This window comes from Microbulbifer sp. ABF4_107, assembly GCF_056312215.1.
In genome coordinates this window covers 198,469-223,798 of sequence record NZ_CM149983.1, presented here as the reverse complement: position 1 = coordinate 223,798, position 25,330 = coordinate 198,469, and the positions used below count along the sequence as shown (strand labels likewise).

The 25,330-nt window shown below is 58.1% G+C and carries 21 protein-coding genes, 5 tRNA genes and 1 other RNA gene; 3 read left to right on the top strand and 24 right to left on the bottom strand.

The features are described from left to right. Positions 1 to 111 precede the first annotated feature (111 nt). The 20 genes from rplL to ACYX4K_RS00715 form a co-directional block, all read right to left on the bottom strand. The gene (gene rplL, locus ACYX4K_RS00810) at positions 112 to 483 is read right to left on the bottom strand and encodes a 50S ribosomal protein L7/L12 (protein ID WP_475090669.1); all 372 of its coding nucleotides are present in this window, start codon (positions 481 to 483) and stop codon (positions 112 to 114) included. Positions 484 to 569: 86 nt separating this feature from the next. Next, on the bottom strand, positions 570 to 1,064 hold the full coding sequence (gene rplJ, locus ACYX4K_RS00805) for a 50S ribosomal protein L10 (RefSeq protein ID WP_475090671.1): 495 nt from the start codon (positions 1,062 to 1,064) through the stop codon (positions 570 to 572). Between the two features lie 313 nt (positions 1,065 to 1,377). Next, positions 1,378 to 2,076 (bottom strand): 50S ribosomal protein L1, encoded by a 699-nt coding sequence (gene rplA / locus ACYX4K_RS00800; protein ID WP_475090672.1) that lies wholly within the window; start codon positions 2,074 to 2,076, stop codon positions 1,378 to 1,380. Continuing rightward, positions 2,077 to 2,508, bottom strand: coding sequence for a 50S ribosomal protein L11 (rplK, locus tag ACYX4K_RS00795; protein ID WP_043320779.1), 432 nt, complete (start codon positions 2,506 to 2,508; stop codon positions 2,077 to 2,079). Positions 2,509 to 2,687: 179 nt separating this feature from the next. After that, a complete protein-coding gene (gene nusG, locus ACYX4K_RS00790) occupies positions 2,688 to 3,221 on the bottom strand; it encodes a transcription termination/antitermination protein NusG (protein WP_066967245.1) in 534 nt (177 codons plus the stop codon). A 10-nt stretch (positions 3,222 to 3,231) separates the two neighbouring features. Continuing rightward, complete coding sequence (gene secE, locus ACYX4K_RS00785) at positions 3,232 to 3,600, bottom strand: preprotein translocase subunit SecE (protein WP_475090675.1); 369 nt, start codon at positions 3,598 to 3,600, stop codon at positions 3,232 to 3,234. 117 nt (positions 3,601 to 3,717) lie between these two features. Continuing rightward, a tRNA-Trp gene (locus tag ACYX4K_RS00780) sits at positions 3,718 to 3,793 on the bottom strand. A 119-nt stretch (positions 3,794 to 3,912) separates the two neighbouring features. Next, positions 3,913 to 5,136 carry an elongation factor Tu gene (tuf, locus tag ACYX4K_RS00775; RefSeq protein WP_475090664.1) on the bottom strand — a complete coding sequence of 408 codons (1,224 nt, stop codon included), beginning with the start codon at positions 5,134 to 5,136 and terminating at the stop codon, positions 3,913 to 3,915. A 171-nt stretch (positions 5,137 to 5,307) separates the two neighbouring features. Then, a tRNA-Thr gene (locus ACYX4K_RS00770) sits at positions 5,308 to 5,382 on the bottom strand. Between the two features lie 125 nt (positions 5,383 to 5,507). After that, positions 5,508 to 5,581: transfer RNA gene (locus ACYX4K_RS00765), tRNA-Gly, on the bottom strand. An 81-nt stretch (positions 5,582 to 5,662) separates the two neighbouring features. Further along, a non-coding RNA gene (locus ACYX4K_RS00760) (RtT sRNA) lies at positions 5,663 to 5,792 on the bottom strand. A gap of 39 nt (positions 5,793 to 5,831) precedes the next feature. Then, positions 5,832 to 5,915: transfer RNA gene (locus ACYX4K_RS00755), tRNA-Tyr, on the bottom strand. A 111-nt stretch (positions 5,916 to 6,026) separates the two neighbouring features. Continuing rightward, positions 6,027 to 6,102, bottom strand: a tRNA-Thr gene (locus tag ACYX4K_RS00750). A gap of 154 nt (positions 6,103 to 6,256) precedes the next feature. Further along, entirely contained in the window at positions 6,257 to 6,979 is a 723-nt protein-coding gene (locus ACYX4K_RS00745; protein WP_475090676.1) for an SPOR domain-containing protein, read from the bottom strand. Positions 6,980 to 7,093: 114 nt separating this feature from the next. Further along, positions 7,094 to 7,906: a type III pantothenate kinase gene (locus tag ACYX4K_RS00740; RefSeq protein WP_475090677.1), complete on the bottom strand. Its 813-nt coding sequence runs from the start codon at positions 7,904 to 7,906 to the stop codon at positions 7,094 to 7,096. Continuing rightward, positions 7,899 to 8,915, bottom strand: coding sequence for a bifunctional biotin--[acetyl-CoA-carboxylase] ligase/biotin operon repressor BirA (gene birA, locus ACYX4K_RS00735; RefSeq protein ID WP_475093894.1), 1,017 nt, complete (start codon positions 8,913 to 8,915; stop codon positions 7,899 to 7,901). The genes ACYX4K_RS00740 and birA overlap by 8 nt, the downstream gene beginning before the upstream one ends. Before the next feature lie 76 nt (positions 8,916 to 8,991). Further along, a complete protein-coding gene (gene alr, locus ACYX4K_RS00730; protein WP_475090679.1) occupies positions 8,992 to 10,146 on the bottom strand; it encodes an alanine racemase in 1,155 nt (384 codons plus the stop codon). An 11-nt stretch (positions 10,147 to 10,157) separates the two neighbouring features. Beyond that, positions 10,158 to 11,360 carry an ABC transporter permease gene (locus ACYX4K_RS00725; protein ID WP_475090681.1) on the bottom strand — a complete coding sequence of 401 codons (1,203 nt, stop codon included), beginning with the start codon at positions 11,358 to 11,360 and terminating at the stop codon, positions 10,158 to 10,160. Next, the gene (locus ACYX4K_RS00720) at positions 11,357 to 12,106 is read right to left on the bottom strand and encodes an ABC transporter ATP-binding protein (protein ID WP_475090683.1); all 750 of its coding nucleotides are present in this window, start codon (positions 12,104 to 12,106) and stop codon (positions 11,357 to 11,359) included. The genes ACYX4K_RS00725 and ACYX4K_RS00720 overlap by 4 nt, the downstream gene beginning before the upstream one ends. Further along, positions 12,103 to 13,536 carry an alpha/beta fold hydrolase gene (locus ACYX4K_RS00715; protein ID WP_475090685.1) on the bottom strand — a complete coding sequence of 478 codons (1,434 nt, stop codon included), beginning with the start codon at positions 13,534 to 13,536 and terminating at the stop codon, positions 12,103 to 12,105. Before ACYX4K_RS00715 ends, ACYX4K_RS00720 begins: the two co-directional genes overlap by 4 nt. 265 nt (positions 13,537 to 13,801) lie before the next feature. Between ACYX4K_RS00715 and ACYX4K_RS00710 the strand changes: the two genes are divergently transcribed. Beyond that, positions 13,802 to 14,758, top strand: a complete 957-nt coding sequence (locus ACYX4K_RS00710) for a hypothetical protein (RefSeq protein ID WP_475090687.1) — start codon at positions 13,802 to 13,804, stop codon at positions 14,756 to 14,758. Positions 14,759 to 15,150: 392 nt separating this feature from the next. Here ACYX4K_RS00710 and ACYX4K_RS00705 read toward each other — a convergent pair whose 3' ends face one another. From ACYX4K_RS00705 to ACYX4K_RS00695, 3 genes are all read right to left on the bottom strand, one after another. Further along, the gene (locus ACYX4K_RS00705) at positions 15,151 to 16,065 is read right to left on the bottom strand and encodes an aldo/keto reductase (protein ID WP_475090689.1); all 915 of its coding nucleotides are present in this window, start codon (positions 16,063 to 16,065) and stop codon (positions 15,151 to 15,153) included. Between the two features lie 78 nt (positions 16,066 to 16,143). Continuing rightward, on the bottom strand, positions 16,144 to 18,075 hold the full coding sequence (locus ACYX4K_RS00700; RefSeq protein WP_475090691.1) for a phytase: 1,932 nt from the start codon (positions 18,073 to 18,075) through the stop codon (positions 16,144 to 16,146). 176 nt (positions 18,076 to 18,251) lie between these two features. Further along, complete coding sequence (locus tag ACYX4K_RS00695; protein ID WP_475090693.1) at positions 18,252 to 20,408, bottom strand: TonB-dependent receptor plug domain-containing protein; 2,157 nt, start codon at positions 20,406 to 20,408, stop codon at positions 18,252 to 18,254. A gap of 275 nt (positions 20,409 to 20,683) precedes the next feature. On the opposite strand from ACYX4K_RS00695, the gene ACYX4K_RS00690 reads away from it, so the two are divergent. Beyond that, positions 20,684 to 22,636 carry a PhoX family protein gene (locus ACYX4K_RS00690; RefSeq protein ID WP_475090695.1) on the top strand — a complete coding sequence of 651 codons (1,953 nt, stop codon included), beginning with the start codon at positions 20,684 to 20,686 and terminating at the stop codon, positions 22,634 to 22,636. Between the two features lie 45 nt (positions 22,637 to 22,681). Here ACYX4K_RS00690 and pstS (ACYX4K_RS00685) read toward each other — a convergent pair whose 3' ends face one another. After that, a complete protein-coding gene (gene pstS / locus ACYX4K_RS00685) occupies positions 22,682 to 23,809 on the bottom strand; it encodes a phosphate ABC transporter substrate-binding protein PstS (RefSeq protein WP_475090697.1) in 1,128 nt (375 codons plus the stop codon). A gap of 345 nt (positions 23,810 to 24,154) precedes the next feature. Here pstS (ACYX4K_RS00685) and pstS (ACYX4K_RS00680) point away from each other — a divergent pair, with 345 nt between their 5' ends. Further along, positions 24,155 to 25,291 (top strand): phosphate ABC transporter substrate-binding protein PstS, encoded by a 1,137-nt coding sequence (gene pstS, locus ACYX4K_RS00680; RefSeq protein ID WP_476178744.1) that lies wholly within the window; start codon positions 24,155 to 24,157, stop codon positions 25,289 to 25,291. The last annotated feature ends 39 nt before the right edge of the window (positions 25,292 to 25,330 follow it).

The window sequence follows — 25,330 nt, the reverse complement described above, 5'->3', positions numbered from 1 at the left end:
TAAAACGCCCATGCCGCAAACGGCAAAAAGGCCGGCGGACAAAAGTCCACCAGCCTTTCCGCCAGCCACCGCTAATTCAAGCAGCCACTGGCGGTAATGTGTAAAACCGAATTACTTCAGTTCTACAGTAGCGCCGGCTTCTTCCAGCTGCTTCTTCGCTTCCTCGGCTTCGTCCTTGGTAGCGCCTTCTTTGATCGGGCTCGGAGCGCCGTCTACCAGTGCCTTGGCTTCTTTCAGGCCCAGACCGGTGATGCCGCGAACAGCCTTGATCACGTTTACTTTCTTGTCGCCAGCGCTTGCCAGAACTACGTCGAAAGAGTCTTTCTCTTCTGCAGCAGCTTCGCCGCCAGCAGCGCCACCAGCAACAACAGCAGCAGCTGCGGTTACGCCGAATTTCTCTTCCATAGCTTCGATCAGCTCAACAACGTCCTTAACAGACATTTCGGCGATCGCATTGATGATATCTTCTTTAGTCAGAGACATGAGTTAGTACCTGATTTCGTGTGAGCAGGAAACTGCTCGTAATTTCTTTAAAAGTGGAAAACTGCCATTTCGCTCTTGCGAAATAATTACGCAGCTTCCTGCTCTTTCTGGTCGCGAACGGCCGCAATAGTGCGAACCAGTTTGCCAGCAGACGCTTCTTTCATGCAGCTCATCAGCTTAGCGATTGCTTCATCGTAAGTCGGCAGGCTTGCCAACAGTGCGATGTCAGTCGCTACGCCTTCGAAGGCGGCACCTTTCAGTTCCAGCTTTTCATTGTCTTTCGCGAACGCCTTCAGGATGCGCGCGCCGGCACCCGGGTGTTCGTTGGAGAAAGCAATGATGCTGGGACCGACGAAGTTCTCAATGAGACATTCGAATTCGGTACCGGCCAGAGCGCGACGCGCCAGAGTATTGCGGACGACCTTCAACCAAACGCCGTTCTCGCGAGCCTCTTTACGCAGGGCAGTCATGTCATTCACGGTTACGCCACGGGAATCCGCAACAACCGCAGACAGAGCACCCTCAGCAGCCTGCTGGACTTCCGCGACAATCGCTTTCTTGTCTACGAGTCCAATAGCCATAGTGTCACTCCTGGATTTGAAAAAAGATCGGGACATCATGAACCCGATCCGTTCCCGGTGTACGAGCGAAGCGGTTAACTTCGCTCAAGCTCAAATCCAGTAAAAATACTGGTTTGGGCACACCGTCTGCGTAGGCTCACTCTCTTCGGTTATTAACACCTAGCGGCCAAACCTGGCCAGAGAGTGGATTAAGCGGGGGCATTTAAACCTCAAACACCCGCCGCACCTACGGTCTTTGACGGCCCGCGCTCATGCCAAAGCAATCAGCGGACCCCAAAGTTCTTTTTACTGAACGCAGTGAATCCCGCAGGAATTACTTAACGTCCAGAGATGCCTGATCCAGAGTCAGACCCGGGCCCATGGTGGTGCTCAGGGTGATCTTTTTCAGGTACACGCCTTTCGCGGAAGCCGGCTTGGCCTTTTTCAGGTCAGCAACCAGCGCTTCCAGGTTCTCTTTCAGAGACTGGGCGTCAAAACTCACTTTACCGATACCGCCGTGGATGATGCCGCCTTTGTCAGCGCGGAAACGCACCTGACCAGCTTTGGCATTCTTAACCGCAGTCGCAACGTCTGGAGTTACGGTGCCGGTTTTCGGGTTCGGCATCAGGCCGCGCGGGCCGAGGATCTGGCCCAGCTGACCCACAACGCGCATGGCGTCCGGGGAAGCCACAACCACGTCGAAATCCATCTTGCCAGCTTTCACTTCTGCAGCCAGCTCGTCCATGCCTACGATGTCGGCGCCAGCTTCTTTAGCGGCGTCGGCATTGGCACCCTGGGTGAATACGGCAACGCGTACTTCTTTACCGGTACCGTGCGGCAGGGTGGTCGCACCGCGAACAGCTTGGTCGGATTTACGCGGATCGATACCCAGATTGATGGCAGCATCAACGGTTTCGGCGAATTTAACGTTGGAGAACTCTTTCAGCAGCGCGACTGCTTCTTCAATACCGTAAGCCTTGCCAGCTTCCAGTTTTTCAGCCATTGCGCGCTGACGCTTGGTCAATTTAGCCACTTACAGACCCTCCACTTCGATACCGGCACTGCGCGCAGAACCCGCGATGGTGCGCACCGCTGCGTCCATATCGGAAGCAGTCAGGTCAGCTTTTTTCATTTCCACGATTTCTTCGATCTGAGCGCGGGTCACTTTACCAACTTTGTCGGTGTTCGGACGGCCGGAACCGCTCTTGATCTTGGCAGCCTTGCGCAGCAGTACTGCGGCGGGCGGAGACTTCATGATGAAGGTGAAGGAGCGATCGCTGTATACAGAGATCACAACCGGCACCGGCAGGCCCGGCTCCAGACCTTGAGTCTGCGCGTTGAACGCTTTACAGAACTCCATGATGTTCACACCGTGCTGACCCAGTGCAGGGCCGACGGGGGGGCTCGGGTTGGCCTGACCGGCCTTTACTTGCAGCTTGATGTAAGCTTCGATTTTCTTAGCCATTACAGCTTCCTCTTTAACTGGGTACTAGCGCCTGCGCTGTACACTTATACAAACGTGCAACGCTCAGCTCCCCTGTTTGCCCTGAACCAGACAGCCGAAACAGGCATACCGGGATTTCAGGGACGCGAAAGCCCCCTTCCGCACACAGCGAAAGAGGGCCGAATCCTTTCAGCTCGAACTCAGCTCTTTTCTACCTGGCCGAATTCCAGCTCTACCGGTGTGGAGCGTCCGAAGATCAACACCGCCACCCGCAGGCGACTCTTCTCGTAGTTGACCTCTTCAACCACACCGTTGAAGTCATTAAACGGACCATCGATAACGCGCACCATTTCGCCCGGCTCGAACAGCGTCTTGGGCTTGGGCTTGTCGACAGAGTCGTCGATGCGATTCAGGATCGCCTGCGCTTCGCGGTCGGTAATCGGGGCCGGCTTATCCGCCTTGCCACCGATAAAGCCCAGCACACGCGGGGTCTCTTTGACCAGGTGCCAGGTGTCGTCGTTCAGCTCCATTTCCACCAGCACGTAACCGGGGAAAAACTTGCGCTCACTTTTGCGCTTCTGGCCGGCACGCATTTCCACCACTTCCTCGGTGGGAACCAGAACCTCACCGAAGAGGTGATCCATCTCGTGCAGCTCAATGCGCTCCTTGAGCGTGTTTTTTACACGCTTTTCATAGCCGGAGTAGGCCTGAACCACATACCAATGCTTTGCCATGGATTAACCTTTAGCCAATGATCTTGGAAGCAATCCAGCCGAGACCGGAATCCAATGCCCACAGAATGACTGCCATCAGCAGCACAAACACCACCACAATCAGAGTGGTCTGGGTCGCTTCCTGGCGGGTCGGCCATACTACGCGGCGCACCTCATTCTGTGCTTCCCGAAGCAGATTCCAGAAGGCACTACCCTTCTCGGTCTGCACCGCAACAAATACTGCCGCCAGACAAAGCACAACAATTGCCAGCACACGATACAGCAGGGGAATTTCGGCGTAGTAGGAATTGCCGGCAACCGCAGCGCCTACCAACAGCGCCACCAGCAGCCACTTGAGGCCGTCAAGACGAAAGGTTTTCGCCTCTACTTTAGCGTTCATACAAAGAAGCCTTTAGCGCGCCCCAATACCGCAAGGCGCCTTTATTGCCAACGACCACAAAGAGCGACAGCAGTACAGGATAGCCCAACTGCAGGCCCCTTGCGGGCATCTGAAAGTTGGCAGGCCAGGAGGGACTCGAACCCCCAACAGCCGGTTTTGGAGACCGGTGCTCTACCAATTGAACTACTGGCCTGGAACACTCCCGGAAGCAGACAGCGCCACCCCGGAAAAAATGAGGGGCGGATCATACCATCCAACCCCACATTTGCAAGCGCGACCGCCAATTCATTTGACGGCCACACAATACATCGCTTACTCGATGATCTTGGCTACCACGCCAGCACCAACGGTACGGCCACCTTCACGGATCGCGAAGCGCAGACCTTCTTCCATGGCGATCGGGCAGATCAGAGTCACAGACATCTGAATGTTGTCGCCCGGCATTACCATTTCGGTGCCTTCCGGCAGCTCAACCGCACCAGTTACGTCGGTGGTACGGAAGTAGAACTGCGGACGGTAGCCTTTGAAGAACGGGGTGTGACGGCCACCTTCGTCCTTGGACAGGATGTAAACCTCACCTTCGAACTTGGTGTGCGGGGTGATGGAGCCCGGCTTCGCCAGTACCTGACCACGCTCAACTTCGTCACGCTTGGTGCCACGCAGCAGGGCGCCGATGTTCTCACCCGCACGACCTTCGTCGAGCAGCTTGCGGAACATTTCAACACCGGTACAGGTGGTAGAAGTGGTTTCTTTGATACCAACGATCTGGATTTCGTCACCAGTGTTGATGATGCCACGCTCTACACGGCCAGTTACTACGGTACCGCGACCAGAGATGGAGAATACGTCTTCGATCGGCATCAGGAACGGCTGGTCTACAGCGCGCTCTGGCTCCGGGATGTACTCGTCCAGAGTTTCTACCAGCTTCTTAACAGCGCTGGTGCCCAGCTCGTTGTCGTCTTCGCCGTTCAGGGCCATCAGGGCAGAACCAGCGATGATCGGAGTGTCGTCACCTGGGAATTCGTATTGATCCAGCAGCTCGCGCAGCTCCATCTCTACCAGTTCCAGCATCTCTGCGTATTCTTCAGAGCCTACGCCGCCACAGTCTTCTGCCAGCAGGTCTGCTTTGTTCAGGAATACAACGATGTAAGGTACACCTACCTGACGAGACAGCAGGATGTGCTCACGGGTCTGCGGCATAGGGCCGTCAGTCGCGCCACATACCAGGATAGCGCCGTCCATCTGAGCAGCACCGGTGATCATGTTCTTAACGTAGTCGGCGTGTCCCGGGCAGTCTACGTGCGCGTAGTGGCGGGTCGGGGACTCGTATTCAACGTGAGAGGTCGCGATGGTGATACCGCGCTCACGCTCTTCCGGAGCGTTGTCGATACCGTCGAAGGCAACGGCAGCGCCGCCCCACACTTCGGCACATACGCGAGTCAGCGCAGCGGTCAGGGTGGTTTTACCGTGGTCAACGTGACCGATGGTGCCCACGTTTACGTGGGGCTTGGAACGTTCAAACTTTTCTTTTCCCATTGCGGGCCTCCCAATATAAGCGTGAGCCGAACTAGCGACTATTACCAAGAACGGCTCCCATATAGCCACAGACAAGAGTCCGTTCGGGAGCCTGCGCACCCGGGGCGCCTAACGACAAAAAACCCGGATACAAATAGCCGCGGAGACACAGGTCACCGCGGCTACGAATAATGGAGCTCATGGGCGGATTTGAACCGCCGACCTCACCCTTACCAAGGGTGTGCTCTACCCCTGAGCTACATGAGCTTACTCCAGAAGCCAGCAATCCTGCCGGCGCAGGCGGGGCTGCCTGCATGCGCCCAACCCAACAAGCTGGACGACTTTAGAACCAAGCTCATTCAAGCTTGCCAACCAGGCTCCGCACAATGAAATGGAGCGGGCAGCGGGAATCGAACCCGCATCATCAGCTTGGAAGGCTGAGGTTCTACCATTGAACTATGCCCGCGCTATCGCGTGCGATAACCTCCAGATAGAAGACCAAAAATCCTCTTCTACCTTCGATGCCAGCACACAGGCATCTGAATAATGGTGCAGGGGGGGTGGATTATTCGGCCTTCGGCCTCACCCTTCGGGTCGTCGCTATGCGACGCTCACCGCCTGCTGCGCAGTCGGGGTCGAACCGCGGCGGTTCTCACCCACCCCTCAGGGGCTACGCTGAACTGCCTGCCACCCATAGGGCAAACTGTTCGAAATAATGGTGCAGGGGGGTGGATTCGAACCACCGAAGCTTGCGCGTCAGATTTACAGTCTGATCCCTTTGGCCACTCGGGAACCCCTGCTCGAAAGCGGTGCGTATTTTCTACAGCGACCTCTTCTATGTCAACAAGTTTTTCCTTAAATTTCACACACTTAACTGATCTTCTTCAGCAGCCCGCGAAACGGAAAAGAGATGGAGCTGGCGAGAGGAGTCGAACCCCCGACCGGCTGATTACAAGTCAGCTGCTCTACCAACTGAGCTACGCCAGCATCTCTAAATTTGAAGCCCGAAAGCTCCGCACACTTCAGCGACTGTTGACACCCCCTGAAGTGGAGGCGGGATTCTAGGGGAAGTGATCTCGACAAGCAACAGCCTGTTGTCGCTTTTCTTAACCCCGGCAGGCAAATTGCTTTTCCTCTTCGGCTACAACTCTTTGCTGCCCTGCTGAATCTCGCTGCACAGGTTTTGCCGGCGCCCAATATCCGGGTAGTCGAGCTGCAACTGCTGCCAAAACTCTTCCCCCAGAACCGCGCCCTCCTCAGTACCTTTCACACCAGACGCTCCCGACAAGACAACCCAGCGCTCGAGATAGGTCTGCGGCTCTTCGCGGAACTCCGCGGCAAATCCACGCCCCTGCAACTCCCTGGCCAGAGCTTCGGCTCGCTCCAATTCGGAAAAAATACCGAAGGAGATACCATTTTCCAGCGATCCCTTTGGAATCACATAACTATCGACACCCGCCGCCTGGAGCTCACGCAACTTGCGGAAAGCCTCCCTGGTGGAGTTCAACGGTGCCAGATAGACCCAGTAGCGCATTTGCCCCTGCATCTCGACATCTCTTAGCGCCGCGTCGACCTGGAGTGCCTGCAAACGCCGCACCACATCCTCGCCCTGATAGGCCTCCTCAAATGGACCCACCAAAGTACACAAGGGTGCAGCCTCAACAACAGACTCCCCAGCTTCCGCCTGCCCAGGCTTAACCGCAGGCGCCGGCCGCTCTCGCACCAGCTGATCGGGGTCCACCTCATTCAGCAGCGAGATAGTATTCACCCCGGTGTCCGTCGCCACCGCAACTGCCTTGGCCGCAGGTGTGCGGTCTGCGCTCAAAAACCACCCGAGCAACCCGAGGTTTACAGTCAACAACAAGAAAAATATCCAGCGCATACAAGTTTATTGATTCATCAGTTAATAAGTTGTGCGCGCACGGCACCATTCATCAAAGTAAGTGCGTCATCGAAGATTGTGCGCTGCAGCCACGCATCACACGCTGGGCCCAGCAAGGGCGGCGTACGCCAACCCCTCCATGACAAGATCCTCCACCACCTCCGCCGGATGCGGGCAGAGTGCGGCGATCAGGGCACCGTCACCACCAGTGAACAACAGCCGCATCGCCGAGGCCGACTCCCGGGGCTGCATGCCTTTACCGCCCGACAATCGTCCCAGCAAAGCCTCACGCGCTCCTTCAACCGCCCCCAACACCATCAGCGGCAACCCCCGATTGACCGCATCCTCTGTATTGCAGCCCGGCGCCAGAGACATCCCTCCGGCAAACGACTCAGCAACTTTCACCGCATCTGTGTCGCTGTACAGGGCTCGGCGCATTAGCCCGAGGCCTGGAACGATATACCCGCCCAGATGCTGCCCACTTTCCGCCAGCAGATCCAGAGTGACCGCACTACCGCAATCCACGATCAGTGCCGGCGTTTTTGCCCGCCCGTGTGCCGCAAGCACCGCCAACCACCGATCCACTCCCAGGCGGGATACATCCTCGTACGCACAAGACACCCCGGCACTTTCGGCTGTTACCCGGGCAAATGCCACGGAGATACCCAATTCCCGCTGGAGTCTCGCATCAATCGCGAGGGAGACCTTTGCACCGGCAACATTCGCACAGCGGACCCCTGCCAGCCGATATTGCGACCAGCTCGGAGGCAAACGCCCGTCTTGCCACCAGGGCCCGGGCGCAAAAGCACCGCGGGCAATGATATCCACACTTCCGGCCTGGGTGCTGCGCACTAATCGCCACTTACCGCGGGTATTCCCCTGATCCAGCTCGAGAAAAATGTCACTCACGATATTCGCCCGCTGAGCCAGTGGCGGGGCGGAGAGAGACCTCCCCTCCGTGAAATACCTTTTGCTGCCCGTCTATTTCCAGCAGCAGGGCGCCACTGCTGTCGACCCCGCAGGCAATGCCACACCAGCGCTGTTGCGCCGACTGCACACATACCTCGGCGCCGGCAAACTGGTCGAGAGACATCCAGGACTGACGCCAGGGAGTGAAGCCCGTTTCCGGATACTCCGCGAGCATTGGCAGCAATTCATCCAGCATCGCCGCAACCAGCTCGTTGCGGGAAATACCCGGGTGTACCGCCTCGAGATCGATCCAAGGTTGGCCGATGGCTTCCGACACAGATTCCGGCAGGTGCATATTCAGGCCGATGCCCACTACCACGCCGCACCGATCGGTAAGGTCGCCGTTCAGTTCCAGCAAAACACCGGCCAGTTTACGTCCGCGACACCACACATCATTGGGCCACTTGAGGCGGATATCCGGCACGTCAAATCGCGCGAGCGCGCGCTCGAGGGCTACGCCCACAGCAAGGCTCAAACCTTCGAGTAACTGCACACCACCATTAAACTGCCAACCGATAGAGAGACTGATACCGGCGGCAAACGGGCTCTGCCACTGGCGGCCGCGACGTCCGCGGCCAGCGGTTTGCTGCTCGGCCAGAGTGACCAGCCCATGTCCGCGCCCGGCATCCAGAGCAGAAAGCACCTGCGCATTGGTGGAGTCCACCAGGTCGAACACCTGAAGCTCGGCGAGCTGCCGTGCAGCATCGGAATCCATCGCCGCGCGAATACGCGCGCCATCCAGCAGATCCAGGCCACCGGGCAGGCGGTAGCCCCGCCCTTTTACCGATTCCACCTGCAACCCAAATGCCTCGAGCTTTTGCAGCTGCTTCCAAACCGCCGCACGACTCACCCCCAGCACCTCCCCGAGGGCCTCACCAGAATGGACATTGCCGTCCGCCAACTGCGACAGCAACGGACGCAAGGCTCCAAGGGTAGCGCTTGTCTGCACGCTCAAAGCGAGCTCTCCCGCGCGCCAAACTTATTCTGGTGACTACTCATTTCAATGCCCACTTGTCACATCCTCTCTACAAATAGCGACGACGGTAACGCGGGCCGAGAGCGGTAAGAATTTCATAGCCAATGGTTCCCGCGGCGGCACCCATGTGATCGACGGTGAGGATGTCATTCAGCACCTCAATAATCTCAAGCTGCTGACGCTCCGTTTCGCTCAGTGCGCTGATATCAAACACCGATGTATCCATGGATACCCGCCCCACCATAGGCACCGGCACACGGCGCTCCCCGATCACAGCACAGCCACGCCCCCGGCCACTTTGGGTGCGCAGTATACCGTCCGCATAGCCCCCCCTCACCACTGCCAGCCAGCTACCGGCTGAAACCGATTGCGTAGCCCCATACCCCACCGCGCGGTGATCAGTTATTTTCCGCTGCTGCAGTACCGGCAAGCGAAGGTTTACCACTGCGTTCATAGGGTTTTCTGACCCCGGCACTGGATTGATGCCGTAAAGGGCTGATCCCGGACGCACCAGGTCAAAATGATATTCCGGCCCAAGATAAATGCCGGAGGAATTGGCGAGGCTCGCGCGCGTCTCGGGGCGGTGCACCCGCAGTCGCTTGAGAAATTCGGTAAACGCATCCAGCTGCCAGCGGTTTTGCGGGTGCCCGACCTCTTCGGCACACGCCAGGTGGCTGATCAGTAGCTGGATATTGCTGCGCGCCAGAAGGGGCAAGTCTGCCAGTAACTGATCGAACTCTTCGGCACTCATGCCGAGCCGGGTCATACCCGTGTCCACCTTGAGCGCACAGGGTGCGGCCGACCCTCTCTTGGCCGTTGCCGCACACCACTGCTGCACCTGGTCGAGCGTCACCAGTACCGGGGTCAGACCGGCGGCCGCACACGCCAACTCACAGCCCTGGCGCACACCGGTGAGCAGGTAGATTTCCACGCGATCACTTTCAGCCTCGCTGCCAAACTCACCGCGAAACACCTCGCGCAGTTCAAGCCCCTCGGCGAGAGTGGCGACAAAAAATTCCCGACAGCCGGCGCGATACAGGGGTACCACCACCTGCGCCATGCCCAGGCCGTAGGCATCAGCCTTGACCACTGCCGCGCACTGGCCGGGCTCAGAGAGCATTGAGCACAAGCGCTGGTAGTTTGCGACAATCGCCCCCCGATCAATGCTCAGCAGTCCTTCGCGTTCGGATTCCGTTATTGACACCTTTACCTCATTTAACCGGCAGAGAGGAGGGATTCCCGGCGCAGGGCGCGGGCGCCCGTCACCACGGCAGCAGCAACAAAGAGTAGAGTGACCACAGACCCGGCAAGCATCCAGGCCAGTGAAACCTCTTCACCCACAAGCAAACCTTTTAACCACTGCTGATGCCCGATCAGCGGCAGCAATTGCCAGGAATCAACGAGGCTGACCTGGGCCATATCCAACCCCATCAACAAAACTAGCGGCGCAATCTGCAGGATACTCAGCTGGGTCTGGGCATCCTTGAACGACTGCGAACGCAGCGCCAGCAAGATCTGCAGCACCGCAACCAACAGCGCCAGCGGCAGCAGTAAAAGCCCCATACTAATGACACCGGATACGGTGGTGGCCTGCTGAATACCCAGCTCGGCGAGCGGCATCACCGGCATCAGGGCCACAAGCGCACCGATGGCCAACAGCGCCCCCAGCCAACCAAGGCTCGCCACTGCGAGCATTTTGGCGGTAATAATCTGCCACGCCGGCAGCGGCTGCAGCAGTAGCGTCTCCATACTGAGCCGCTCTCGCTCTCCCGCGGACGTATCCACCGATGTTGCCAGGCTCGCCACAAACAGGGTGAGAATCAGCAGCCCCGGTACCATGGCCAGCAGCAGCGCACCGCGTGCAGAGGGGGTACTCACATCGCGGGTTTCCAGCTTCCACGGGGACAGTAATTGCGGCGCAACACCACGCGCAGCCAGCCGCTGGGTCACCACCATCTGCTGCAAGCCCCCCAACCGCTCCTGTAGCTGGCGCTGGGTGCGGCCGGCATCGGTGCTGGAGGTATCGACATACAGATACAGGGGCGGCGCACGAAAATCCCGGTAGCGCTGAGCGAAGTCTTCGCCAAATTCCAATACCAGATGATAGTCCGCCGCAAGCAACGCGCGGGGCTCACCGCCGACCAGGTTATCAATCTCAACCCCTGGACCGCGCAGCCGCTCTGCCAGCAATGGCGCATACTCTCCGCCAAGTATCGCGACCCGCGTCACCTCCTCGGATTTCTTCTTGATCATAAACATCGAGCCACCAGCCATCATTGCCGGGAACATCAAAGCGAAGCTCACGGCCATGATCAATGCGCGGCGGTCGCGCCAGGCCTCGAGAAATTCTTTGCGCAGTAGCGGCCACATCAATTTCAACGGTTCATATCGCAACACGAATTTACCTGCTCCACTCATACCAGCGCCTCTTTTACCTGCGCTGAGCGCTCACCGTAGGCGAGCGCCACAAAACTGTCTTCGAGATTGTCGCAACCTGTGTGCTGCAACAACTCTCCGGGGGTACCGCGCCCAACAATTTGCCCCCGGGACATTACCAGCACGCGATCGGAGAGCTCTGCCACTTCCGGCATGACATGGCTTGAGAACAGGATTGAAGTACCCGATTCGCGCAGGCGCAATAGCGTGCGGCGCAACAGCCTCACCGCCAGCACATCCAGGCCGCGGGTTGGCTCATCGAGGATCAGATGCTGAGGGCGGTGCACCAGGGCGCGGGCCAGAGAAACCTTCATGCGCTCCCCCTGAGAAAAGCCCCCCATGCGACGCCGCCACAGTGCATGGAGCTCCAGTTCTTCACAAATGGATTCCAGCGCCCGTTTCAGCTCGCTGCCGGACAGTCCCTGCATACGCGCAAAAATGTTGAGGTATTCGTCAACGGTCAGGCGCTCGTACAGCCCCTCCCGATCACCGACCACACCGAGCTGCCTGCGCACGCCCTGCGGGTCCACGGCCGGATCCAGGCCTCCCACCAGCACCTGACCACTTTCGGCACCCAGTAATCCACAGACAATCCGCAGGCAACTGGTTTTACCGGCACCATTGGCACCGAGCAATGCGGTAATACGCCCATCCGGGACCTCGAAGCTGAGCTCGCGCAAAACCGGCTGGCCAGCAAACGACTTGCTGATTCCCTGTACTCGAATCACGGCTGGCCTCCATCTTGTTCGCTGGCGGTCATAGCCGCACCTTCCATCGATGCGCCCGGCACCTGCTCCGGCGCAAATTCAGGCCCAAAGGCCGCCGCCATAAAGGGTGGACGCTTGATATCCGCCACACAGCTTTGATCCAGCTCGGCACTTTCACCGTCCAGGAATTCCAGGATCAGATCGGGAATACAGCCGCGGGCGCTATTGATGTGCCCCCCGCCCTGCACGATCAGGTGCTGGCTGTTTTGCAGATAACCCAGTGATTCCTCTGCGTAATGCGGTGGGGTGATCGGATCCGCACTTCCAGAGATCAGCAATACAGGATGCGCGCGGGATTCACTCGGCGCATAGCCGCGTGGGGGCACAGGCCAATTCTCGCAGCCGCGCACAAACGGTTGCAGGAATGCATTCCCCAGAAATGTGCCCGCGCTGTCCGCGGCCATTTCGTCCGCGCTGATACGCTGTATCTCCTCCGCACAGGCGACGGAGAAGGTCAGTCCCATGGCCATGCTGCCTTCCATTGCGGAAAACAGGCCCACAATACCGGCCAGCGGCATCAGGTTCCCCTTGGCGGCCTGATCCACAGCAAACGGCAATTGCGCCGCGGCACCGGGATCATATAGAGCCGTGCGCACCGCATTGGCCAACATCCACCCCTCCACCGGCTCTTCCGCAGGGAAACCGGTAAACGGATCCGGGAAACTTACCGCACGCGCCCGGTCCCAGCTTGCGAGCATCTGATCCAGCGCCGCGCGCCAGTCGCCAAACTCTCGACATACGGGGTCTTCCGCGCAGTCGCGCTGCAACTGCTGCAGCGCGGATTCCGCCTCCTGAGCGGTCAGGAATACTTTACTTTCAATGGGGGCCACGCCGTCGAGTACCAGGCTGCGCAGGGAATCCGGGTACCACTGCTGGTACAGCAGTGCCGTCCGCGTGCCCCAGGAGCCGCCCCATAGACTGATCTTGTCGTGCCCCAACGCCTTGCGTACCTGCTCGAGGTCTTCCACTGTCTGGCGGCTATTGAGGGTCATTGGCCGGTCGGCGGCGCGCGCATAGCACTGGGCAATCAGCGCGGCAAACCGCTCCAGGTCAGAGGGCGGCGCGGTGCTTACGCCACAGTCGAACATATCTGACAATCCGGCACCGCGGCGGTCCACAAACACCACATCGCGCTCACGATTGATTTTGCGCAGCGGATTGAGCAATTGCACCAGATCCGATGCCGCCTGCCCCGGCCCCCCCGCCAGCATATAAAGCGGCTCCTGCTGGCCGCCGTTCAATGCCGGCGCCACCAGTACCGCAAGCTCTGCTCCCTGCCCGGCTTGCGGGCCAGTGACCGGCACCCGGTAACAGCGCAGCGCATCGGACCAGCCACTGCCGTAGCAAGGCTTCGATTCAAGAGGCTGTGTCACCGGCGTCGGCTCAGCCATGGCACACACACCCGATAACCCCAGGGCTGTCGCCAAAAACAGTCGCTTGCTGCCGTTTATCATTCTTTTTTGCTTCAACATCGGATACCCGCGCATTATTTGTCGCTTCCGCAGTCTACCGAAGTTTTCCCGCCACCGCTGTGCTCTCCATTCACCGCACTCCGGCAAACCTCCGGGGATACAGGAGATTGCCGTAGCGTCCGTCGGCGCCGAGTGGTATGGTTTGCCGTCGTTTGACTACAGAATAAGCAACGAACCCGCCGAGATGAGCTTTTCAGACAGAGAAAAACAACTGGTACGGGCAGCCTTTGCCTGGGGCCAGATCACCCAGAAAGAAGGCTATACCCTGTCTGACCTGGAAATCGAGAAATCCGTCCTTTTCCGTCGCCTTCTCGCCGGCCGTCCGCCCCTGGCTTTCCCGCCACCCCTGCGCCACGGTTTCCCCTGGTACGAGGTGATTGAGGGCCGCAGCGAACACGTGGTCAACGCCTCAGAGGCCTCCCCCGAGCACAGCATTATTGCCCCCGGTAGCAAGCCCGGCGATACCTGCATTCTGATCGACGGAGCCTTCTGGCGCGTAGCGGAAACTCTGCGCGAGCGCGAGGAATATCTGGTGGAATGGGGTGAATACCCCATGCAGTGGCGCCTGCAAAAGCAGTGGGAAGTCAATTATGAGATGACCCAGCAACTGCACAATTTCCGCAAGCAAAACCCTGAGGCCAATGTGAGCCTGGCGCCGGGCAGCGGCCAGCGGGAGTACAGCGAGTTCCGCGTGGATGACGACCAGACGGTGTGGCTCTCGGAATGGCACCTCACTCGTATCGGCTTGCCTGGATGGGTGTGGGTTGGCCAGGAGGCGGATGCGGAGCCTTCCACTTACGAGCTCGCCCCTATTTGCCAGGATCAACAGGGCCCGCTGGTTCTGGGCGTCGCCGGCGCCGAGCGCGGACCGGGCTGGCTGCGAATCGAGCTGGTGGATGGCGATGCGCGCTATATCAAGCTGGGCGACGAGCTGGAATACAAGATGGCAATTGCCTCTGCCGTTACCGAGTTCGATCGTCTGCTGCACAGCATTTCCGGTGAACAACTGGAAGTGATGGATCGCCGCGGTGACGAACTGCTTCGCTGCTACCGCGTCCCCATGCACCTTGCTCCTCTTGAGCAGTTTGACCTCGGGGATGTGAATTACGATCTGGTGCCGGATAACGCTTACGCAGGGTAATTTAAACCTCTGTGGTTTTTGCTACGGTACTTCGTAGCACTTCCACTGGCGGCGCCGCCAGTGGTGAAAGTTCGCGAGACACGCCGTGAACCCATCCCTGGGGGCTCTGCAAAAACATCCTGTTTTTGAAGGTCTCGCGAACTTCCCCCACCGTCGGCACCTTCACATCTGGCTAAACTACCCCGATTCAACATTTGCTTACGAAGCACACTCGTTCAAATTGAAGCTGGAGTGCTGGGGTGTTGTATTTGGAAGCGTCGCAAACAGGGACGTTTGCGACGCAGCGTACAGGGATGTATCCACAGGGGGGCGCCCAGCTCGGTTCCAAATACAACACCCCAGTGCTCCGGCGCCACCGGAGGGCCGCAAGAAGAAATACCACCAAACCCAAACTAATCCACATCTCTGCCACGCCCAGCACGCAACAACTCAAACCACACTTCTCGATCCAGTTCCATTTCCAACGCGGCCAGCGCTGCAACCAGACGCTTGGGATTACCACTCCCCAGCACCGGAACCATGTGTGAGGGATGTTTCAGCAACCACGCCAGCGCCAATTGCATGGGGCCGTTTTCCGCATCTAACCCGAGTGATTTACTCAAGCGAGCCAACTCCTGGTGTACTCGCGTCGCATCTGTGTCGTCGCCACTGAACAAGCGTCCGCCCGCAAATGGTGACCAGGCCATGGGGATTACCTTGTGTTGCTGGCAGTGATCCAGCTGGCCGTCAAACATAGACTGAGAATGCAATAGTGACACTTCGATCTGGTTGGCAACCAAGGGTAGAGACAGGCGGGACTGCAACAGGTCGAACTGGTGCGGAAGGAAATTGGAAACCCCGAGGTGTTTTACCTTGCCTTCCTGCACCAGGGTCTCGAGAACGCCGGCCAGCGCGTCCGCATCCATCAACGGATCGGGGCGGTGTAGCAGTAACAGATCCATCTGCTCGACGCCCATATCCCGCAGGCTGGTTTCTACCGCCGAGCGGATATGCCCCGCACTGGTATCGTAGTGATTGATCCGCGCACCGGATGCCTCGCCCGCAAGGCGAATACTGCACTTGCTGACAATCTCCATGCGCTCGCGCAATTGTGGTTGCAGCTTCAGTGCCTCGCCAAAAAACTGCTCGCAGCGATAGTCCCCGTAGATATCCGCAAGATCAAAGGTTGTCACACCCAGGTCCAGCATCTGCTCAAACAGCGACACACGCTCGGCCGGGGAATAGCCCCAGTCGGTCAGGCGCCATAGGCCAAAAGCGATGCGGGAAAAAGAAAGATCGGGTGCGAGAGAGGAAGATGTGCGCTGCATAAAAAATCCGCCGGATCAGAAGAGTCCGGCGGATTCTCGCACATATGGGAGGAGGCTTGTTCCTCCCCCCGCACAGGCTTACTGCAGTTTCAGCGTTTCAGCGATATCCGCCCAGGAAACAAGCTTGAAGTTCTGGCTCTGACTGGGCATACGGTTGCGGCCATCCTGCACCACCAGCAGCCCCTGCGGGTACTGGCTGCCTAGAGCCGCACTGGAGACTTCCAGACCATCGGTTTCAGAGCTGCCATCGAGATTTTTATCCAGATTGATATCCACCTTGAAGTGGCCCACAAACTGGCTGCCGTCACGCGAGAACAGTGCGTAGCTGTTATTACCCTGGCTGGACACCACCAGATAGCTCTTGTCGCCGGCGTGGTAGAAGCCCATACCTTCCACATCTGCCGCCAGACGCTCACCGTCTACCGGTGCAATCAGCTGCGGTTTAGCTTCGCCGGCAGTAAAGGCCGCGATATCCAGGCGCCAGATGCCGCCGTCTTCCTCACCGAAGAACAGCATCTGCTGCTCGTCATCCACGACACAACCTTCCACCTGACTGGCCACCGGTAACGCGGCAATCTTTTTGAGACTCCAGTCCACATCGCCGGTGCCGGGCACTATTTGCAGAAGCTGCAAGGGGCCCTCTTTATCGGAAACCCATGCCATCAGGTCCGCGCCCTTGCGATATACGCACAGACCGTAAGGGTCGTCCATTTTCAGGTTGCGCAGGCCCAGGTGTTCCACCACACCCTCGGCGGTGATACCGAACAGACTGACACCGGGGTCGGTACGGTTGCTGGCCGCGGCGATGGCGACAAACTTGCCGTGCTGCATGGGGCGCAGGTCGACGTTGTTGACCCGCCCGACAGCAAAGTGCTCCAGCAGCTTGCCGTTCAGGTCGTACACAGTGAGACCGCTCTTTTTGTCGGTGCCCAGAATCAGACTGGCAGACGGGTTCACTGGATTGACCCAAATGGCGGGGTCATCTGCAGCGTCGCCACCAGAGGCCACCGGCGCGGTCTGGCCGCTGGCACGCACCCGTGGGATTTCCACTGGCCCGCGGAATGCCTGCATCTCTGCAGCCGGCTCCGGCAGCGTGACGGCAAAGCGATGCACCTGATCACTCTCCTCCGCCAGCGCCAGTAAAGCGCCCTGCTGTATCGCGGCGGAAACCGGCTCGATCTCTGCCAGAGTCTCGACAAAACGCGGCGCCTGGCGCGGAGTGTTGATATTGAATGCCAGCACCCGCTCGCCAGCGGTTAGCCAGAGGTTGCCACTGGCATCATCCAGCCACATACCACCAAATTCACCTTCAGGCAGGTCGGCGGAGGCGGCGAATACTTCGCGGCCCTCATCCATTTCTGCATCGGCATTCAGGCTCCAGATGCCCAGTGGCGGTTGCGCCACCAGCAATTTGCCATTGCGATCGTCCACTGCACAGGAAGAAACCTGTTCACCGAAATAAACAGGGCGCACGCCGGTAAATTCCCACGCCTGCTCGCGCGGGTGCACCACGTATTCATGCCCCAGGCCGTTTTCATCAATGGCAAACAGGTGCGTGCGCCCTGCCTGGCGAGAGAAACACATGGCCACCTGCGGAGCGCTGGTCGCCATTGCTGCCAGATAGCGAATTCGCGGGCTCCCATCCTCCATATCCAGAAGACGCAGCTGCAATTCGGCACTGTCTTCGTTATACATCGCAACCAGCCAGCGATCATCAGCCAGCTTCTGCAGAGCGAAGCGCTCCACGGTACCGCCATCCAGCGCGAGCTTCTCCTCACCGCGCGCACTCACCAGAACCAGTCCGCGCTTTTCACTGGCCAGCAGCAAGTAATCCTCTCCCGCCAGACTTACCGGCGCGAGTTGACTGGACACCACGTCCGTAAGAACAAGGGCTGATTGAGACTGGATGGGCTGAGGCGCCTCTGCGGTAACATCATCTTGAGGTTGGCAGGCACCGAGCAGACCGGTAAAGGCCAGTAAACCGGCAATTTTGAAGGTATTTGATGACATGATTTTTCGACTATCCGGGTTTCCCTGGCAGGGTGAATATTGTGGGCAGCAATTTACACCCACAGCATTACAGTAAAGTGGCAAACAGATGACGCATCTGTTCGATATATAAAAAATAGCAAAAAGCCCGGTACCGACTTCCACCGGTACCGGGCTTTTGTGAAATAAATCCAACCTTAGAAAGCAGAACGCCAGGTCAGACTGTAAGTCGGCGTGCTGTCTTCATACTGAATTTCGTTGACCGGCTCACCGTAGTCGCGAATGTACTCAACCTTCTCCTGATCCAGCAGGTTGGTGCCGCTGAAACGCAGTACCGATTGCTCGGAAACATTCCATTCGACGAACATTTCCAGGTTGCCGTCGTATTCGGTGATGACGTATTCCTCGAATTCGGTCTCGAGGGATTCGCTGCGCTTCTGGTAAGAGATACCGGCGCCACCAAAGCCCGGCAGGTCCTGGGTCAGGCTGATGTTGTACACGGAATCCGGCTGGTTGCGGAAGGTGCGCATTTCGCCAGTGAACGGATCTTTGATCTCGGAATCGAGGTAGGCGTAGTTGGCGTAGAAACCGGTGTTTTCCAGTCCGACGAAGGCCAGCGGCATGGAGATATCAAATTCGACGCCGCGGGAAGTACCGTTACCCACATTCATCGGGGTAAACAGTGCACCGCCGGCTTCGGTTTCAACACCGGTGTCGGTCAGTTCGATGACGTCGTCGATATCGCGGTAGAAGAAGTTTACCCCCAGAATGCCGCGACCGGGCAGGCGGTGTTCAAAGCCGAGGTCGAAGCCCCAGGCCAGCTCGGAAGCCAGATCCGGGTTACCCACGGTTACGTCTTCATCGTCCGGCGTCTCGTCTTCTTCAAACGGGGATACCAGGTCGAACTCAGGGCGACGCAGGGTGCGCGCAACAGAGGCGGTCACACGGTTGTCGTCATCCATGTCCCAGCGCAAGCTCATGGATGGCAGCAGTTCATTGCTATCGCTTTTCGCGCTGCCATCTTCGTTGGAAACTTCGCGCTCGTAAATGTCATAGCGCAGACCACCTTCCAGGCTCAGGTTCTCCGCCATATCAAAGGTCAGCTTGGCGTATGGCGCAACGCGCGTTTCCTCGATATCGGCATCCACATCGAAGAAGCCCGCTTGCAGACCGGTGCGCTCGCTGGCGCCATAGGAGAGACCGGTTTTCAGCTCGGTCGCACCCAGGGCGATTTTATAGCTGCCTTCCAGGGAGTAGTTCTTGTCTTCGATAAACAGGACTTCATCGCCCTCTTCCACACCTTCGGAAACTCCGTCGTCAAACTCTTCTTCAGTTTCGAAGTTGACGGTGTCTTCCTTGAATTGGGAAAGAGCCGCAGAAAGCTCCAGCTCACCGGAACCCAGTGCGGTGACGTACACACCGTCGATACCCCAGCTGGTCTGATCAATCTGCTCTTCCTGAGTAGCGATTGCCACCAGATCACCCTCGGTGCGGCTGATCACATCACCTTCGTATTCGGTAACCAGCTCGTTTTCGGTGCGGTCGGTAAATACGTAGTAGGCGTTGAAACGCACCTCGGAGGTGTCGTCCAGCTGGAAGCCGAGAGAACCGTTCAGAGAGTTATCGTTACCATCGCGGGTGTCCTCTTCGAAGGCATAACCTTCCAGAACTTCCTCATCGAAGTAGGCTTCGGTCTTGCGCTTGGGGTTAAAGCGCTCCTGAATGTTCGCACCCAGCCAGAAGTCATAACTCTCACCGGCATGCGCGATGGCGGCGGAGCCAATGGTGCGGAAATCTTCAGAGTCGGCGTAGTAAGTGCTACCCAGGCGGGTAGTAATACCTTCCAGTTTGGCGCCATCTTTCAGGATCACGTTCAGAGAGCCAGCGACGCCCTGAGAAGTCATGTCCGCAGACGGAGAGCGGATGATTTCGATACGCTCAACCAGCTCGGAGGGGATGCGATCAACAAAGAAGGTGCGGTCTGCGCCCTGGCCCGGGATCGGACGGCCATTGATCAGAACTTCAGTGTACTCGGCGTTCATACCACGCAGCTGTACCGCGTCGTACTCAAGAACATCAGAAGTGAAGGCAACACCCGGGGTGCGCTTGAGCATTTCACCAACGGTCAGGGGCTCGAAGCGCTGAAAGAAGTCCAGGTCGAAAGACAGTGTCGGGTTAATGTCGTCGGTGCGATCGCGGTACACGTTAGTACCGGTGACAACGATCTCCTCAACTCCGGAGCTCGCGCTCATTGCGACAGATTCATTGGCCGCACTCTGGGCGGTAGCATTGACACTGATGATAGCTGCGGCAAGAGGCGCCACCATCTTCAAATTAAATACAGGCTTAGTCATAGTTCCCCGTCCCCATTATGGAATTGGCTGTAATACAAGAAGCAGTTGCACGACCGGCGCTATGACGTGAAAAACCATGCCCGGCCTGTTGATTTGTGCGCGCAGGCTAGACTTGGCATGTGAAATTTGCGTTACCGTTTTTTTAAATTTGTCATATTGCGCCTGTAATCTTGCTCTCGAATTCGCGAACCAATTCCCGACAACACAGGCGCAGCGAACGTTTCCGGCCTATTGCTGCCACCTGAAAGGGAAGTGAACCAAATGGTGAATAATTTATGACAAGCCCCACAGATGACGTCGCCAGCAACGAGCAGCCCGCCAGCCTGACCCGCCGCACCCTGTTCAAAGCCATCGGCGCTGCCACCGCAGCAACAACGGGTGCCGCCCTGCTGCCTGGTTGCGGTGAGCAGAAGAAGGCATCCACACAGAATCTGGGATTTTCAGAAATTCCCCACAAGCTCGACTTTAAACACCACCTTCCGGAGGACTACAGCGCCGACCTGTTACTGCGCTGGGGCGATCCACTGGATGCCTTCGCCGAATCCTTTTCTCCGCACAAGCTCGACGCCAGGGAGCAGTCCCGCCGCTTCGGCTACAACAACGACTTCATTGCGTTTATGCCACTGGATCCCGAAGCCGCCCCCGGCGATCGCGACGCGCACAGCCGGAGTAACAACAGCGCGCGGGGGCTGCTGTGTGTCAATCACGAGTACACACAGCCGCATCTGATGTTTGCGGGATACACCGAGGCCAGTTCGGTGCGCGGCACCAGTGACGCGCATGTCGCAGTGGAACAGCAGGCCTGCGGCCACAGCGTGGTAGAGATCGAGTTGACCGAGGACGGCTGGCAGCCGGTACTGGGCAGCCCGTATAACCGGCGTATTACCCTGAGCACCGCGATGGACATCGTCGGCGCCGCCGCCGGCGACAAGCGCCTGCAAACCAGTGAAGACCCAAGTGGTACCCAGGTATTTGGCACCGTGGGCAACTGCGCAGGCGGCAAAACGCCCTGGGGCACGGTACTGATCGCCGAGGAAGGTTTTGGCGGCGCCTTTCAGGGCGACCCGGACAACGTGGCGGACGAGGTGGAAGCGCGTAATCACCACGCCTTTGGCATCGAGGAAGGCAACCGCAACTGGGGAGACTACGACCGCCGATTTGACATCACCGTCGAGCCCAATGAGCCCAATCGCTTCGGCTGGATGGTGGAATTCGACCCCTACGACCCGGATTCCAAGCCCCGCAAGTTGACCAGCCTCGGCCGTTTTGAGCACGAAGGTTTTACCGTGGTCAGCAAACCCGGGGAACCTATCGTGGCGTACGGCGGCGACGACGACGAACACCAGTTTGTGTACCGGTTTGTCTCAAGCGATGTTTATCGACCCGGCGAAAACACCCACAACCGTAAACTGATGACCGAGGGCACACTGTACGCCGGCCAATTCAGGGAAGGTGGCGCCGGCACCTGGCTGCCACTGGTTTTTGGACAGGGCCCACTCACACCGGAGAATGGCTTCCGCAACCAGGCGGACGTACTGATCGACTGCCGCCGCGCGGCCAGGTTGATGGGGGCCACCCCCATGGACCGCCCGGAAGATGTCGAAACCAACCCGGTGAATGACTGCACCTATGTGATGCTCACAAAAAACAAAAGGCGCAAACCCGGGGATGAAAACCCGGCCAACCCCCGTGCGCGCAATACCGCCGGCCACGTACTGGAAATCGTGCCGCCCGGGCGCAGCGGGCTGCGCGACCACGCCAGTGACACCTTTCAGTGGAATACCTTTCTACTCGGCGGTAACCCCAATGCGGAAGACCCGGCCGAACGCGGTGCTTACGGCCAACAGCAAGCAGGCAATATTTCCGCCCACGGTTGGTTCGCCAACCCGGACAATGTGGCCTTCGATCAACTGGGGAATATGTGGATCGCAACGGATGGCTGCGAAGATTTCGGTTTTCACGATGGCCTCTGGGCCATGGCGACCGAGGGTGAGCTTCGCGCAGCACCCAAGCACTTTTTCGGCTGCCCGGTAGGTGGCGAAATCTGCGGCCCTGAATTCACTCCGGACGGTAAAACCCTGTTCGTCGCGGTGCAACACCCGGCGGATGCGGATAACTCCACCTTCGACAACCCCCTGCACCGCTGGCCGGACAACGATCCCAAACTGCCGCCGCGTCCGTCGGTGCTTGCGATCCGCCGCAACGACGGGGGCAGTGTCGGCAGCTGACCGCGCATGCGCAGTCAGCTCACGGGCCGTTACCGCTGCGGTACATTATTGCGGCTGTGGTAGCGGCCCGCTGGCGCCGCGGGAATCGAAATATTCGAGAAGTTTCCTACGGCCACTTTCCGGAAAGGGGATATAACCCATTTCTTCCACAACTTCCTGACCCTCACCCAGGCCGTAGTGCACCATCGCATTCATCGCCGGAAACACATCCGGATTGCGATAGGATTTACGCATGATCAGCCAGGAAAAGCTGATTATCGGATACCCGTTTTCGCCGCCGGGGTCGGCAATGTTTTGCCGGGTCAGATGTCCCTCAAAACTGCTCAGTGCAGACTGGAAGCTCGCCGGTCCTGGTGCAACCATATTGCCCGCACGATTTTCCAGCGATGCCATGGCAAGTTTCGCATTGTCTGCGTAGGCGTATTGCACGTAGCCAATCGCACCGGGCACCGAGCCGACCATTCTGGCGATACCGGCGTTGCCCCGAGCGCGTATCAGACTGCCACTGTCCTTCAGCTCGGATGGCCACTGAGGGTCTTTTGAAGCGCCGATTTTTTCGGCAAAGTGCTGACTATACGCTTCGATATGCCGGCTCATATGCAGCGTCGTACCACTGGCCTCGGCGCGCGCCACAAACGTTATTTTCCGGTCTGGCAGGTCTTCACCCGGGTTGCTTTTTTGCACCAGTGGATCGTTCCACTGACGGATATCCCCGAGCAGAATTTTCGCCAACACCTCGCGAGACAGCTTCAGCTGCTCCACGCCCTCAAGGTTGTAGATAAACACAATAGCGCCGGCGGCCATCGGCAACTGTAGGACGCCGCCCTCCACCCGCTGTATGCGTTCGTCATCCAGTGGGTAATCGGAACCGGCAAAATCGATTCGCCCCTGCATAAAGTTGGTGATTCCGGCGCCACTACCAATACTCTGGTAGTCCACCTGGAATTGCTGTTCTTTCTTGTACAGGTCCCTGAACCAGCGCAGATACAGTGGTGCCGGGAAACTGGCGCCAGCGCCAAGTATGCGCGCACGGCCGTCGATATTATCGTCGTGCCGGCTTTGCGAGATATCCTTGAACAGAGAGATACCCACCGCCACGAGCACGGCGATAAGCGCCAACAGCAGTATCAGCTGTAGCGATCGATTGGGAGCTATATTTCTGCGCCGGTTCATCCGAGTACCATGCTTATTAAATTCCTTTTGTGCAGCACTTCACCACGAAGAAAAGGATCACTAGATCTTTGTATAGCAAAGGCTCGCGAGGAACCCGGCAGATGCAATGCGATTGCCCGGGAAAATCAACTGATCGCAACAATTCGGTCACACCAGGGTAACAATTGACGGTTAAATTGGCATACCTGTACAAGTTCACATAATTGCAACAATCTTTGTGCACCTTGCGCACTGGCTTAACTAGTATCTACGGAAGTGCGTACCTAACGGCTGCTTGCCGCACTTAACTACCTGACGTGGCTTTGCTCACGGATGCTTTCCACATTCATCAAAAGGCCTAGCATGATGTTCACGCTGTCAATTCTGAAACGATTCAATCGCGCGCTTTGCGCCGGCACCGGGATTCTACTTACCGCGACGATGATTACTGCCTGTTCCGGCGGTTCATCCGACGGAAAAAGCAGCTCCGACGCCACAGGTGGGAACACACCAGGTGATAGTGGCAGCGTGCAGCTGAATGGTTCCGGCGCCAGCTTTCCCTTTCCCATTTACTCCAAGTGGTTCAAGGACTTCTCTCGCAACGAGAGCGGAATCCGTGTGGACTACCAGGCCAAGGGAAGCGGTGCAGGTATTCAGGACTTCATCAACGGCGTAGTGGATTTCGCCGCATCCGATGCCGCTATGAAAGAAGATGAAATCGCCAAGGTACAAAAAGGTGCAGTGCTACTGCCGATGACCGCAGGTGAAGTAGTACTGGCATACAACCTCGAAGGTGTGAAAGCGCTCAAACTGCCCCGGGATGTATATCCGGAAATATTCCTGGGCAAGATCGACCGCTGGAACGACCCGAAGATCACTGCCGCCAACCCGGGCATCGAACTCCCTGACACAAAAATCACGGTAGTCACCCGCTCGGACTCCTCCGGTACCTCTTACGTATTTACCGGTCATCTGAGCGCTGTCAACGCCGACTTCAAGTCCGCTGTAGGCCAGGCCAAGGCACCCAATTGGCCGAATAGTGCCAATTTCGTCAAGGCTCCTAAAAACGACGGTATTGCCGCGCAAATCAAACAGACTCCAGGCGCTATCGGCTATGTGGAGTACGGTTTTGCCAAGCTGACCGGCCTGCCCGTCGCGCAGCTCGAGAACAAAGCCGGTGAATTCGTATCGCCAGGACCGGAAGCGGGTATTGCCGCACTCGCCAGTGCCGAATTTCCGCAAGGCAATCTTCCAGGCACCGAGATTCCAAATCTGATCGTGTGGGTCACTGACCCGGCCGGTGCAAACGCCTACCCGATCGCCAGCTTTACTTGGCTGCTGGTGTACGCCGACCAAGACGACCAGAAAGCCGCGGCGATGCAGAAGCTGGTGGAATATATGCTGAGCGATGAGGCGCAGAATCAGGCGGATAGCCTGGGCTACATCCCCCTGCCACAGAATGTGCGCGCGAAGGTGCGCGAGGCTGCAAAACATATCCAGTAAATGTGGCAACACAGATATCGGCCACCATTAGATTCAGAT

Bases quoted from the DNA above. Each gene is read 5' to 3' on its own strand.
- rplL (WP_475090669.1), bottom strand. From the start codon at position 483: ATGTCTCTGACTAAAGAAGATATCATCAATGCGATCGCCGAAATGTCT.
- rplJ (WP_475090671.1), bottom strand. From the start codon at position 1,064: ATGGCTATTGGACTCGTAGACAAGAAAGCGATTGTCGCGGAAGTCCAG.
- rplK (WP_043320779.1), bottom strand. From the start codon at position 2,508: ATGGCTAAGAAAATCGAAGCTTACATCAAGCTGCAAGTAAAGGCCGGT.
- nusG (WP_066967245.1), bottom strand. From the start codon at position 3,221: ATGGCAAAGCATTGGTATGTGGTTCAGGCCTACTCCGGCTATGAAAAG.
- secE (WP_475090675.1), bottom strand. From the start codon at position 3,600: ATGAACGCTAAAGTAGAGGCGAAAACCTTTCGTCTTGACGGCCTCAAG.
- tuf (WP_475090664.1), bottom strand. From the start codon at position 5,136: ATGGGAAAAGAAAAGTTTGAACGTTCCAAGCCCCACGTAAACGTGGGC.
- ACYX4K_RS00725 (WP_475090681.1), bottom strand. From the start codon at position 11,360: ATGAGTGGAGCAGGTAAATTCGTGTTGCGATATGAACCGTTGAAATTG.
- ACYX4K_RS00715 (WP_475090685.1), bottom strand. From the start codon at position 13,536: ATGGCTGAGCCGACGCCGGTGACACAGCCTCTTGAATCGAAGCCTTGC.
- ACYX4K_RS00710 (WP_475090687.1), top strand. From the start codon at position 13,802: ATGAGCTTTTCAGACAGAGAAAAACAACTGGTACGGGCAGCCTTTGCC.
- ACYX4K_RS00705 (WP_475090689.1), bottom strand. From the start codon at position 16,065: ATGCAGCGCACATCTTCCTCTCTCGCACCCGATCTTTCTTTTTCCCGC.
- ACYX4K_RS00700 (WP_475090691.1), bottom strand. From the start codon at position 18,075: ATGTCATCAAATACCTTCAAAATTGCCGGTTTACTGGCCTTTACCGGT.
- ACYX4K_RS00695 (WP_475090693.1), bottom strand. From the start codon at position 20,408: ATGACTAAGCCTGTATTTAATTTGAAGATGGTGGCGCCTCTTGCCGCA.
- ACYX4K_RS00690 (WP_475090695.1), top strand. From the start codon at position 20,684: ATGACAAGCCCCACAGATGACGTCGCCAGCAACGAGCAGCCCGCCAGC.
- pstS (WP_475090697.1), bottom strand. From the start codon at position 23,809: ATGAACCGGCGCAGAAATATAGCTCCCAATCGATCGCTACAGCTGATA.
- pstS (WP_476178744.1), top strand. From the start codon at position 24,155: ATGTTCACGCTGTCAATTCTGAAACGATTCAATCGCGCGCTTTGCGCC.